This is a genomic window from Lysinibacillus sp. RU7, from assembly GCF_057837305.1.
The window spans coordinates 119,563-130,654 of sequence record NZ_JBYQFK010000011.1 but is presented as its reverse complement, the minus strand read 5'-3'; the positions used below and the strand labels follow the sequence as shown (position 1 = coordinate 130,654).

Below are 11,092 nucleotides of genomic sequence, written 5' to 3'. Positions count from 1 at the left end.
CCACCAGATGAACTCGCCAATAAAGTAGACGTGCTCAGTAATGTCCTGCAGCAAATGATGCAAACCGGGCTCTTTCATATGCAACAAGACGATGAAAATGGCGCGATGCAAATTACCCTTAACCAGGACTATCTCGCGCAAAATATCCAATTGCTTTCATTAGAATCCACCCAGCAGCTGAGCGAAATACAGGAAAGAACAGAGAAGCTTACAGAAGAAAGCAAAAGCCTACAACAGCAAATCACAGAATTGAAAGAAGAAAAGGATATCGTTGTAAAGATCCGTGAACGACAAATTGAAAATGAAGTCGTATCCACATTACGTACAGAAGCGTTAGAACAGTTCTCCACGCAAAAAAAGTCCGGTATTTTCGCAAAACTTTTCCGTTCTACGCAAATCGAACTGGAAAAGGAACGCTTTATTAATCAGTATTTAGCTAAAAATCTATCCAAGCGTTTAGAAGAGGCGTTAACGGAGTATCATGAAGCTCCTTACAAATGAACAACACCAAACTGAATTAAGCATACTTACTGAGAAAAAAGACATCGAGCGCGATAAAGCATTAGTAGCACTCGAACGCATAAGCCAGGAACAACTCACAGCAGCCAACGAAAAAATCCGTGCCCTTTACGATGAAATCGCACAGCTAAGAGCTTCATATGAAGAATAAATAGGGGGCTTGAAGCAGGAGATAGAGAAGACTAGGGTAAAGGAAGATAACAACGAATAGTAAAAATGAAGCGTGCCATCACGAAAATTGGCCACGGCTTTTTATCTTCATTTTTGCGACAGTCAGTTTTATTATTAATTATTATAAGTATATAAGAGATGGTCTACGAGACGATTCGCAATGCTCACTCCCTTATATACTTAGATTTCAAGACATCTTATAATGTGTTTGACAACGCTACTTCCATCTGTTGTTATAAACATAAACTGTATATTAATTGTATAATTTTTAAAGCTGTTCACATAGCTACATTCATTCGCTTTCCATCGATTCGTTGGATAGATTCTCGTTTCATTGTTAGACTAGACAAGGTGCTTCTTTTCCCTTCTGCACAAAGGGAAAAGAAGCACCTTTTTGATAAGAAAGTAAGTTTTAGTTGTAAAATATAAACATAAACCATAATTTTATGAAACATTTATTATAATAATGTATAATTAAACTTTACTTTTGGTAAATGATTTGCACTAGTTTTTTGCATGTTTTAATGTCATAGAGTTAAGCCGACCAAAAGGACACAAACATTTTTTAAAATTAAAGATTGAGATCATCACGGCAAAATATTTTTTTGTTCGATATCTCAATAAAAAAACGCCATCTCCCTTGTATAAAAGGAAGAAGACGATTTTGTAACACTACCCGTAATATTCTAACAATAATCATTACAACTCAAAAATTAAGGTTTTAGTCGTTTACTAGATAAAATAAACCATGCTTATTTTTTCACGGAATCACTATTATTACATCTGGTTTATTAAAAAATCTAAAATATAACCTAAAAACATTACTATAAAAAAACTAAAGAAAGTTATGGTGTTCCCTATAATTAAAATGTTAGATTTAACACTCACCGATAAGAGAATACCAATCCCGGAAAAAACAAACGTAAAAATCCATAAAAATGATGCTTTTTGAAACACAATATTAGGTACCCAAAGCAATAAAGAAATGATTATCGTACTTACAGCTAAAACCTTAATAAATTTAACCATACATGTCCTCCCTCGCTATTAGAATGGATTACATAAGGTGTTATTAAAATATGTTTTTAATGCAGTAGCAGCGATTTTTTCTTTAAGACCCATCTTATGGAAATAAGTTTCTATATAAATAACAAGCTCCCAATCACAAGAACAGGTAAAATAACCTTTATCCTCATAACACTTATCATGTATCTGACAACCTCTATCTAATAAATCTTGTGGAGTACCAGAACCATGTCCGGGACCACACCAATTCCCCCAAACAGGTATACTTATTTTAGCTGCCTTTATAGTGTTTGCTTGATCATTAGAGTAACTACTACTAATCTGATTTACCATAAGTCCAATTTCAATATATTCCTCTGCTAAACCATCTGTTTCTAATTTTTCGATATCAACAAACGGTTTTCCATCTTCATAATAAATGTAAGCCCCTAACTGTTCATCAGCATTTAAAAGTTCTTCATTTGTCAAAGATGACTCTTCCCCTGTTGTTGCAAAAGCTTTTGTACCTCCCCACAAAAAAACTGAAGAAATTAAAAATGACATTGCAACAAATAATGAAAATATTTTTTTCATCTAACTTTATCTCCTTTGTATACTTTATTAGGCCCAGTACCAGCGTAGCTGCGTTGAGGAGCAAAGTAATTTATTTCGTAACATAAACGTTCATTTTTGTTACATGAAGTGTTTAAAAACAATAAATTCTATAACCCCTAAATTCGTTGTAACAAAATACTGTATCAAATATAATTCGTAACATTATTCATGTAGCAACTTTTTGTTACTAAAAAACATGTGTATATTAAGCATTTATTTTGCCCTTGGTTACAACAATACCGGTATTAGTCCTATTAGGTATTAATATCATTATTATGATTCAACACCGCAACTTGGGGTTGATCATGTAAAAAGAATTTAAAAGTTTTGCATTTTAGTATAGTAGCGAAAACTTACATATCGTAATTGTTGTCCAGACAAACTATCAAATCTATTTATTACTATAGCAATTCATTTACCCTCGAGTTACTCTGAGTCTATCATTTGTACAACCGACATTACAACCGACATTAAAATTGTCGGTATCTGTCGATATTGTGTCGGTATCCTACACCATTGAAGAAGGAAATTTCAGCTGTAGCTGTTTTCATCACGCAGCTTGGGACAGATTGTTGTTGCGGGCTTTGTAAGGATGTTGTGTGATGGATTGGATTGCGTATTACGGGGACAATTGTTAATTTATTTGTAGGCATAAGAATGACACTTCCTTCATTTGATAAGTCTATAATACCGGAGGTGCCAGGTGTTTTATATACATTATTTGATTACGGGCTTACGGACAACCCCACGACGGCGACGGTTATTCGACTGAATCTCCCATCGATTTTAAGGCTACAGATGATCTTATTGCTAAAAGACGAGTACCGCGTAAAGGGTCTCAAGCGCTTGCTTGGCATCGATGAAAATGGTTATATCGTCAAACAACCACCCGCTGCCACAACAGCAATCGCCCCACCAGATGAACTCGCCAATAAAGTAGACGTGCTCAGTAATGTCCTGCAGCAAATGATGCAAACCGGGCTCTTTCATATGCAACAAGACGATGAAAATGGCGCGATGCAAATTACCCTTAACCAGGACTATCTCGCGCAAAATATCCAATTGCTTTCATTAGAATCCACCCAGCAGCTGAGTGAAATGCAGGAAAGAACAGAGAAGATTACAGAAGAAAGCAAAAGTCTACAACAGCAAATCACAGAATTGAAAGAAGAAAAGGATATCGTTGTAAAGATCCGTGAACGACAAATTGAAAATGAAGTCGTATCCACATTACGTACAGAAGCGTTAGAACAGTTCTCCACGCAAAAAAAGTCCGGTATTTTCGCAAAACTTTTCCGTTCTACGCAAATCGAACTGGAAAAGGAGCGCTTTATCAATCAGTATTTGGCTAAAAACCTATCGAAGCGTTTAGAAGAAGCGTTAACGGCGTATCATGAAGTGCCTTGATTTCTTTCATTACACAAATATACTTTTCAATGGTTAACCTAAGATAACTAGGTTAACCATTGATATAACAATCTTTATAAGTTAACTATAAACAATTAATTCTATCATCTACCTTTCCTTGTTATAAAGGCAGCGCCCCCTCTAAAGAAAAACTAACCCCTTAACTCACGCAAATTCCAACTTTTCATAAAACAATTCATTCTCCCAAACCACTAAACCCTAATATCAAACAAAACACCCTATTTAATGTTTCCTCATTGTTTCCTTTTCCAAAAGAAGGTATAATATAAATAACAAAGGTTAACCATAGTTAACTAGGTTAACCTATTGATATTACTAGTTTTATTAGTTAACTAAAGGGAGGTCATCATATGGCAGATAAAACACTAGGAATCAAAGTAACTGAGGAAGTTTACGACAAAGCCAAAGCAACAATCGAAATGAGTGGTTTAACAGCGAAGGATTGGTTGGAAAAAGCAGTAGCCTTGTATGAATTAAACAGTCTAAAGGACGGCATTTCCGGTGATTATTCGAACGATTTAGCTGAGTTAGAAGTGCATACGACACGTATCTACTCACTTATTAGCAACATGGTCGCTCGTTCCACATATTTAAAGGACCACGCCGTAAAAGAAGTAACAAATAAACTGGAAAGTAAGGAAAGCATCATTACCGAACTCCAGGAGCAAAACAAGCTATTAAAAGCGAACATTAGCAACTTAGAGGAACAACATAAAATAGATACGGAAAATGCCGTAGCGCTAGAAGAAAAGTTAGTATCCATGCAAAACTCGCTGGATAATAACCAGGCGCTTATTAACGAATATAAAGAAAAGAATGATACATTAAGCGGGCTTGTAACGAAATATCAGGGATATGCTGAAGAAAATGAAACATTAAAAAAGAGTTTTTCAGCTGAAAAGGCATCACTTGTACAACAATTAAATGAACAACAAATAGCCTCTACAGAGCAAATTCATCAGTTAGAGCAAGCGCAACAGCAAGCTAACGAACGTGTACGTGAATTAGAAAAGGCTTTAGAAAATGCCCAGTTGAACTATACTCGCGAACTCGAAATCATGCAGGAACGAAAGGACCTTGAACGCGAGAAGGCACTTGTAGAAGTAGAGCGTGAATACCAAGCCAAGTTACAGGCTCAAAATGAAAAGTACAACGATAAAGTAGCTGGAATGCACGCAGAAAATGAGCGAATCCGTGCTAATTATGAAGCGAAATTAGAAGCTATAGAAAAGAACAAACCGAAGCAATAATTCAGAACAGGTAGCAAAACAGCACCATTTTCTCATGAACGTGGTGCTGTTATTATTGTTGCAACGACTGCGCTTTACGCTTTACCTAATATGAAAAATAAGGACAACTCGATATGACATCATTAAAGACTAAAGCACTTGATTGGCTTAATTCTCAATGCGAACTTTATTCCATAACTGATCCAATGAATGTTTCAATGGACAAATCATTTTATTTTAAACTTGAAGGATTTGCTGATGAGCCAGAGGTATATATAAGAGCTACGGAGATAGGGCTTGAATTTGGTTATGAGACGATTCAATGGGAGGGATATATGATTAGTACAACTCCTAGTATTTTTAAAAAGCATACATTAATTTGGGAGGAATTGAATTTTTCAAATAAAATGGAGCAGCTAGATATTATTGTAAACTTCCTAATAAAGACGATTAACTCAAGAAAAAGGCAATACCGAAAATGCCAATTTTGCAATGAAAAGGTTACTTTTGAACACCGTTTTGATAAGGATACTTGCCAGACTTGTGCATCAGATCACTTGGGCGTAGTCTATTAAATAAACGCACTCAAAATCAAGCGTTAGAACAGTTCTCCACGCAAAAAAGTGGGGGATTTTCGCAAAACTTTTTCGTTCTTCGCAAATCGAACTGGAAAAGATAATAGCAAACGGCGCAGAAACAACGCCCTTTGCTATTTTTTATTAGAAAAGAGACAGTACCTGCTGCTGTTTTAAGGTACATCATTAAGAAGTGGATGCAGTATTTTTTCATCAATAAACTTTGATTCAAAGGACAATAAAAATCTTTCATCACTTGTACCTAACTAAAAAAAGCTCTTCATCGTAACGATGAAAAGCTCAGACTGTAGACAAAGTCGATTTTTTCGATTTTGTCTACTATTTTTATATTTAGGGTGCTTTCTTATCGTCATTTGGATTTATAAAGAATCCTGTAATAGCAATGTTTCTGAAAGCCTGTGAATTTTAAAAATCTGCATTAATCAATAAAAGAGCGTCCGACCGTGCTAATTTTCTGCTCAGAAATTAGTTTGTCGACGCTCTGAGCTCTTCATCGTAACGATGAAGAGCTTTACTCTTTTCAGAGTGACAAAGTACATCTATCTTAACACAAAAAATATGAAGAAAACCTTCTATATAGACTTGGATTAATTTCATTAATAGTACCCGTCACTTTACTAAACAATCTTTTCATCAACTAAGCCTATATTCGCTATCATAAATCTTTTTTACATCATTAGACACAGTAAATAGACGCACCAAAGATAAAGATTTTACGGAAAATTGAAATGTTTCTTGATCAGTAAGTAAATCTTCAGGTTTTACAAAGTAAAAATCCCCTAGCACAAGTTTCTAGAGGGCTTCTATCTATATCAATTCAATTTTATCTTCAAGGACTGCGCCTAAAGGTGAGCCATTCTCCCAATTTATATGGACAGTGCCAATATCATCAACATAGCGAACTGTACCCGTTAACCCCTTTTCTAAGGGCGTATACGGGTCGTTCATTCGCTCAGTTAATCGAACCCAACTTCCTGGTACAAAAATTCGTTTACGGGCTAATACAACATCACAATTCATTTCAGCAATCCCTTTCGTAAGAAGTATAGAATAAATAGCAATCTGTATGCTCCGTATCTAAAGCAATCGCCAGTTCTGCCTTCGTCATGCCTTTGTACCAAGCATCATGAACCATAGCCAGCCATGAATCATACCATTCGCCAGTCCATTCATTATAAAAAAGAGAATCGCCATCTTTTAAAAGGCGTTTTGTGTCCTTTGTATAAGTTAAACTGCAATCCTCTAAAACTTGAAATTCCACTTGAACAAAGTTTTCTGTATCCAAAATGATTTCCTGGTTTAAATATTGGTTTTTAATATTAGCAATTGCTTCTTCTCTTGTTTCAGCTTGAACTGAATGAATAGCTGCTAATGTTTCCTTTACTTCGATTTTAAATGTTTTCATATCTATCCCCTACTCACCATCATGTAATTGTTTTAAATGCTTGCGAATATTTGTGATATAGCCAATTTTTTGGCGAAACTCTTGAACAAACGCATAAGCTTGATGTACTTCTGTTGTGACAAGCAAAACCTGCCCAAATTCGAATCCTAACAGATCCACTGATGCTAAAGATTCTCTAAACAAAAGCCCTTTCTTTTCATTAATTAACGAAACAATAAACGTGCAATTCACATTCACAACATCTAAAGCGGTATATTCGATTAATCGTTCTGAAGCTGGTGTGCAATTGAAATAAGTACGTTGCTCGACAAAACAAGTCGTAGCTGATTGGTGTTGCAAAATATAATCAATAACCTTCTCCATCATGCAGCCACCTATTTAAAAGCACTTTCATTTGGAGATACAAATATATGCTCATCATCAATGTCGATAAAATCACATGAGTAGATAAATAACTTTTCGCTTTTACCCTGTAAGACAAATACATATTCGTGTTCAAATACATAGATTTCTGCAGGTGTATCACAGCCAGACTTCTTTAGTTCCTCCATATGTGTATTCCCTAAACGGTAAGCTAGATGCTCTAATTCGAATGGTGTCATTTCAGATGAAAGCCATACGATTAATTCGCTTGCTGATGAGAAGTAAATGAACTCGCCTAAATACACAAAGTATTGCTCTCTCGCTAGTTGTTTGATTTGTTGTTTCAATGACAGATTCATAAGATGTCCTCTTTCTGTTTTTAGATTTATATACTTTTTGTTTTTTAGAAAAAAATAAAAAGGTATTTATAGAATTATCTATAAATACCTCTAGGGATTTTTATCGTACTCGACCTATGATTTCTATATCTAGCTCAGCTAAATCAACAAAATCAGCAGGTTGAAGTGGAACAGTCATCAATCCTTTATATTTACAATACTCATTTCGACCAATTGCAAATCGACCTGCAATTTGTTGAGTAATACCTTGAAATGTAATTTCGTATACAAGATTTTCTGATTTCAATAAACCCTCATCATCAACAATTAAACAAAAATCCTGTGTAAAATCGATGATATCGATTGTATCTACCTCTATCATATTCGCAAACAGCTTATAATGCGGCAATTCTTCACTCACATGACTGTAAAAGAAATCTTCTTCTACGATTTCTACATGGAACATTTGAAGCATTGGAACAAAGCCTAATGCCATAAAAGCTGATTCATTTGAAAGGACTTTATTTAACTTTGCCATATATAAAATGACCTCCTTACAATTTTGTACAACGGAAGCTTTTCGTTAGCTTCTTCGTTGCAATTCGTTGTAAAGTTTCTTCTGACCAAGCTAGCTTTTTAAGAGAGGTAGCAGACACTGACATCATTTCAAATGGATTAAATCCTTCTAAGGCAACCCATTGCATAAATTCCTTCATGTGATCTGCTTCAATTTTCCATGAGATTGATTCTGAATAACCCCATTGAACACCACCTGCTTGTACCTGACCATGCTGGTCTACAAATGCCTTCAGTCCATCTTTCATTTGTTTTAACGTAGACTCAATTTGAGCAATTTCATTGGCTACTTGCTGAGCCTGTTCCATCGTTGTAATTTCCATATATATCCCTCTTTCTTTGATTATATATTTATCTCTTTTTCAAAAAATATCTTTATACCTTTAAATATTTTTAGAAAAGAATATTTTTCTTTTTTTATTTTTATCTATTTTTGTATATTAAGCAGACACGATCACGGTATTACAGCGGCTCTGATAACACGCTATTGAGAACGGACAATAACGACATTTCGAGGATAATTGAGGTAGAAAAACATGCTCGTAATACTCGAAATCTAAACGTCCTAGTTGTTCTTGAATCTCAAGTGCTAAATCTAAAGCCCATGATTTTGCATAAGCAGTCGTTTGTCTGTCATAAACAAACTTACTTTCTTTTCTAAATCGTAAGAAATACATCCGAGCTTTTACTTCGTCATAGCCATACAGCTGTTGAAGCGCATCTGCATATAAAGCCATTTGCGTTGTGTCATGAATAGAAAACATTTGTCGATTAGATTTCCAATCAATAATTTCGTCTGAATTCACAACATCAATAAAACCCTGTAAAAAGATTGTTTCATTATGATTCAAAGGGATTTTGAAATAGACTTCCGTTTCGCCTGTAACCGCATCTGGCACATTCCCTAGCATGAATTCCATATCTTGATAAGGTACTTCTAAATTAAAATCGACAGATGCCATACCTTGAACCAATGCAGATTCAAAACTATCCCCTGCCATTTTACGTTCCACAGCTGCATGAATTGCTTTACCAAGTAATAAAGGCACGGTCTCTTTTTGTTCCATCTTCTCGATATATTGATAATAAAAACGACGAGGGCAATCCTCATACGTTGTTAATCGACTATATGAAAATGTATCCATTAGTTTCTATCCTTCTTTCTCTATTAAAAATAGAAAAAAGCACAATATAGCAGGTTCATGCTACATTGTACTTCCATGATTTTTATTTCAGCCTAAAACGGTAAATCCTGATTCACAGCATATTGTGCATTTGCCGGTTGCTGTTGTTGAATTGGATTCCCTTGTTGCACATACTGCTGTTGTACCGGCTGTTGCTGATACATAGCTTGTTGTGGTGCCATCTGGTATTGTGGCTGTGCAACTGGTGCTTGCTGTACATTCTGTGGCTGTTGCCCATTTTGATTGGTCTGTTTAGACTCTAAAAACTCTACTTCATTCACCACAATATCCGTCGTATACACTTTTTGGCCCTGCTGAGTTTCGTAGCTGCCCGTTTGAATACGACCTTGCACTCCGATTTTAGAGCCCTTTGTAGTATAGTTTGCTACGTTTTCAGCCGTTTTGCCCCAAGCGGTGCAGCGAATGAAGTCCGCTTCGCGTTCTCCTTGAGCATTCGTAAATGGACGGTTTACTGCAAGCGTAAATACTGCTTTCGCTTTTCCATCCTGTAAATACGAAATCTCTGCTGGCTTTGTTAAACGACCTGTTAAAATGGAATGATTCATGATTAGTTCCTACTTTCTTCGATAAATATCTATTTATCTCTTTTTATTTTTATATTTATTTAGAATTATATATTTTTCTAAAAATCTATAATGATTGTTCTCGATGTGGAATCTTTAGTATTTGACACACAAATTCTTCTAAATCCCAACGATCCATATCACTATCTATTCCTTCAGTTGAAAAGTATTGAAGGACCTGTTGCATTAACGGAACTCCAATATCTTGTTCTAGTTTTTTCACATCTGCAAAGCCTAAAGCAATATCCCCCTTTAGCATTTGAAGCCAAAGCTTTCGATACGCCACCTTTACTTGTGCATCAACAAACCGTTGCCAATCATCCCAAACACGCTCTCGATAAGCTACATACAAGTCGTAATCGAATTTACGATTAGCCATCCAATTAATGCGACCATAGCCGATTAATTGAAGTTGTCTTGTCGTAAGCTTTTCTGCATTATGCTTTTGATAATTAGAGCGTTTGTTTTCATTCCGTAATCGCTCTAAGATAGAACCTTCAGCTTCACCAGAAAGCAATGAAAGGAAACGTAGCACGCCACCTTGTTCATTACAGTACCAGCAACGAAAGACGTTCCTATCCTCATTAAGAGATAAATAATACCTTCTCGTTTTTTTATGATGGCCATTATCGCAAAACGGACACTTTCCTAACACCTCACGCTTACCTAAAGTACGGGGATCTATATCGATTTGATATTCCTGAGCTACGTTAACAATGTTTGGCAATATACTCATACAAAGTCCTCCCTCGATACAGGTTTCATATCTAATGATGGAATTGGAATCTGATGCCAATCTAGCTGTAACGTAACCTTTTCTTGTACCCAATTAAAGCCTGTGATTCGCTTTTTATGATGTACCGCCATATACCAAATGATGGACTGAATGATGGGACACTCCTCACGATAAAATCGGCAGCATTGGCATTGATGAGTAATTTCTAACACGCTATCTGCAACATTCTTTGCAATGACTAGCGTATTGCCCCCAAGAATACCCGGATACACACCCACCAATTCATCATTTTTCGTCACAAACATTGCTAACGGTGTCGATCTACTCATGTACATCACCTTTC

At 35.7% G+C, this 11,092-nt stretch carries 17 protein-coding genes and 1 pseudogene; 5 read left to right on the top strand and 13 right to left on the bottom strand.

Annotation, left to right across the window (positions count from 1 at the left end):
• Positions 1-501: pseudogene (locus AC3II9_RS10210) on the top strand (hypothetical protein); the annotation flags it as partial.
• The gene (locus tag AC3II9_RS10205; RefSeq protein WP_391374976.1) at positions 482-670 is read left to right on the top strand and encodes a hypothetical protein; all 189 of its coding nucleotides are present in this window, start codon (positions 482-484) and stop codon (positions 668-670) included. The pseudogene AC3II9_RS10210 and the gene AC3II9_RS10205, both read left to right, overlap by 20 nt.
• A gap of 797 nt (positions 671-1,467) precedes the next feature.
• On the opposite strand, the gene AC3II9_RS10200 is transcribed toward AC3II9_RS10205, so the two are convergent.
• From AC3II9_RS10200 to AC3II9_RS10190, 3 genes are all read right to left on the bottom strand, one after another.
• Entirely contained in the window at positions 1,468-1,719 is a 252-nt protein-coding gene (locus AC3II9_RS10200) for a hypothetical protein (RefSeq protein WP_391374978.1), read from the bottom strand.
• A gap of 18 nt (positions 1,720-1,737) precedes the next feature.
• Positions 1,738-2,289, bottom strand: coding sequence for a phospholipase A2 family protein (locus AC3II9_RS10195; protein ID WP_391374981.1), 552 nt, complete (start codon positions 2,287-2,289; stop codon positions 1,738-1,740).
• A gap of 491 nt (positions 2,290-2,780) precedes the next feature.
• Positions 2,781-2,963, bottom strand: a complete 183-nt coding sequence (locus AC3II9_RS10190; protein ID WP_391374983.1) for a hypothetical protein — start codon at positions 2,961-2,963, stop codon at positions 2,781-2,783.
• Positions 2,964-2,967: 4 nt separating this feature from the next.
• On the opposite strand from AC3II9_RS10190, the gene AC3II9_RS10185 reads away from it, so the two are divergent.
• The 3 genes from AC3II9_RS10185 (at position 2,968) to AC3II9_RS10175 (ending at position 5,542) form a co-directional block, all read left to right on the top strand.
• Positions 2,968-3,717, top strand: coding sequence for a hypothetical protein (locus AC3II9_RS10185; protein ID WP_489155204.1), 750 nt, complete (start codon positions 2,968-2,970; stop codon positions 3,715-3,717).
• Between the two features lie 371 nt (positions 3,718-4,088).
• Complete coding sequence (locus tag AC3II9_RS10180) at positions 4,089-4,988, top strand: hypothetical protein (protein ID WP_489155202.1); 900 nt, start codon at positions 4,089-4,091, stop codon at positions 4,986-4,988.
• Positions 4,989-5,101: 113 nt separating this feature from the next.
• Positions 5,102-5,542, top strand: a complete 441-nt coding sequence (locus AC3II9_RS10175) for a hypothetical protein (protein WP_391374992.1) — start codon at positions 5,102-5,104, stop codon at positions 5,540-5,542.
• An 828-nt stretch (positions 5,543-6,370) separates the two neighbouring features.
• Here the strand turns inward: AC3II9_RS10175 and AC3II9_RS10170 are convergent.
• The 10 genes from AC3II9_RS10170 to AC3II9_RS10125 form a co-directional block, all read right to left on the bottom strand.
• Positions 6,371-6,583 (bottom strand): DUF4314 domain-containing protein, encoded by a 213-nt coding sequence (locus AC3II9_RS10170; protein WP_391374995.1) that lies wholly within the window; start codon positions 6,581-6,583, stop codon positions 6,371-6,373.
• A gap of 1 nt (position 6,584) precedes the next feature.
• Positions 6,585-6,968 carry a DpnD/PcfM family protein gene (locus AC3II9_RS10165; RefSeq protein WP_391374998.1) on the bottom strand — a complete coding sequence of 128 codons (384 nt, stop codon included), beginning with the start codon at positions 6,966-6,968 and terminating at the stop codon, positions 6,585-6,587.
• A gap of 9 nt (positions 6,969-6,977) precedes the next feature.
• Positions 6,978-7,331 carry a hypothetical protein gene (locus AC3II9_RS10160; RefSeq protein WP_391375001.1) on the bottom strand — a complete coding sequence of 118 codons (354 nt, stop codon included), beginning with the start codon at positions 7,329-7,331 and terminating at the stop codon, positions 6,978-6,980.
• Between the two features lie 11 nt (positions 7,332-7,342).
• The gene (locus AC3II9_RS10155; RefSeq protein ID WP_391375004.1) at positions 7,343-7,690 is read right to left on the bottom strand and encodes a hypothetical protein; all 348 of its coding nucleotides are present in this window, start codon (positions 7,688-7,690) and stop codon (positions 7,343-7,345) included.
• A 100-nt stretch (positions 7,691-7,790) separates the two neighbouring features.
• Positions 7,791-8,207, bottom strand: a complete 417-nt coding sequence (locus AC3II9_RS10150; RefSeq protein ID WP_391375006.1) for a hypothetical protein — start codon at positions 8,205-8,207, stop codon at positions 7,791-7,793.
• Positions 8,208-8,223: 16 nt separating this feature from the next.
• On the bottom strand, positions 8,224-8,568 hold the full coding sequence (locus AC3II9_RS10145) for a hypothetical protein (RefSeq protein WP_391375009.1): 345 nt from the start codon (positions 8,566-8,568) through the stop codon (positions 8,224-8,226).
• A gap of 117 nt (positions 8,569-8,685) precedes the next feature.
• Positions 8,686-9,390 carry a PD-(D/E)XK nuclease family protein gene (locus tag AC3II9_RS10140; protein ID WP_391375012.1) on the bottom strand — a complete coding sequence of 235 codons (705 nt, stop codon included), beginning with the start codon at positions 9,388-9,390 and terminating at the stop codon, positions 8,686-8,688.
• 92 nt (positions 9,391-9,482) lie between these two features.
• Positions 9,483-9,995: a single-stranded DNA-binding protein gene (locus tag AC3II9_RS10135; protein ID WP_391375015.1), complete on the bottom strand. Its 513-nt coding sequence runs from the start codon at positions 9,993-9,995 to the stop codon at positions 9,483-9,485.
• Positions 9,996-10,080: 85 nt separating this feature from the next.
• Positions 10,081-10,749, bottom strand: a complete 669-nt coding sequence (locus tag AC3II9_RS10130; RefSeq protein ID WP_391375018.1) for a hypothetical protein — start codon at positions 10,747-10,749, stop codon at positions 10,081-10,083.
• Positions 10,746-11,078 carry a hypothetical protein gene (locus tag AC3II9_RS10125; RefSeq protein WP_391375021.1) on the bottom strand — a complete coding sequence of 111 codons (333 nt, stop codon included), beginning with the start codon at positions 11,076-11,078 and terminating at the stop codon, positions 10,746-10,748. Before AC3II9_RS10125 ends, AC3II9_RS10130 begins: the two co-directional genes overlap by 4 nt.
• Between the last annotated feature and the right edge of the window lie 14 nt (positions 11,079-11,092).